Raw genomic sequence first — 601 nt, 5'->3', positions numbered from 1 at the left:
CAGCAGTGAAATCAAGGATATAAGAAATAAAAAAACACACCCGTATGCATCAGGTGTGTTTTTCAGCTTATGAAAGCTTAGAACGCAGGTAGGCATCAATAAACGTATCAATGTCACCATCCATTACAGCTTGAACGTTCCCCATTTCTGTATTGGTCCGATGGTCTTTTACCATGGAATACGGATGGAATACATAAGAACGGATTTGGCTGCCCCAGCCGATTTCTTTTTGTTCACCGCGAATTTCATCCAGCTCTGCCTGCTGCTCTTCAATTCTGCGCTGATACAGCTTGGCCTTCAGCATTTTCATGGCTCTTTCACGGTTTTTAATTTGTGAGCGCTCCGTTTGGCATGTCACAACTACGTTCGTCGGCAAGTGAGTAATCCGAACGGCTGAATCCGTCGTATTGACGTGCTGTCCGCCCGCGCCGCTTGCACGGTACGTGTCAACTTTAATATCCTCCGTACGAATATCAATATCAATTTCATCGTTAAATTCAGGCATGACTTCACATGAAACGAAAGATGTGTGGCGGCGGCCTGATGAATCAAATGGTGAGATCCGCACAAGACGATGGACACCTTTTTCTGCTTTGAGATA

Annotated in this window: 1 protein-coding gene; it reads right to left on the bottom strand. The window is 45.1% G+C overall.

Annotated features, from left to right (window positions below; all coding sequences use genetic code 11):
• Nucleotides 1-67: 67 nt before the first annotated feature.
• On the bottom strand, nt 68-601 hold a 534-nt coding region (locus ACWHAR_RS29485; protein WP_452088742.1), incomplete at its 5' end, for a peptide chain release factor-like protein.

The organism is Bacillus sp. LR--39, from assembly GCF_053613335.1.
Note: the sequence above shows the minus strand (reverse complement) of the source record. Positions and strands in the feature narration are given on the sequence as shown.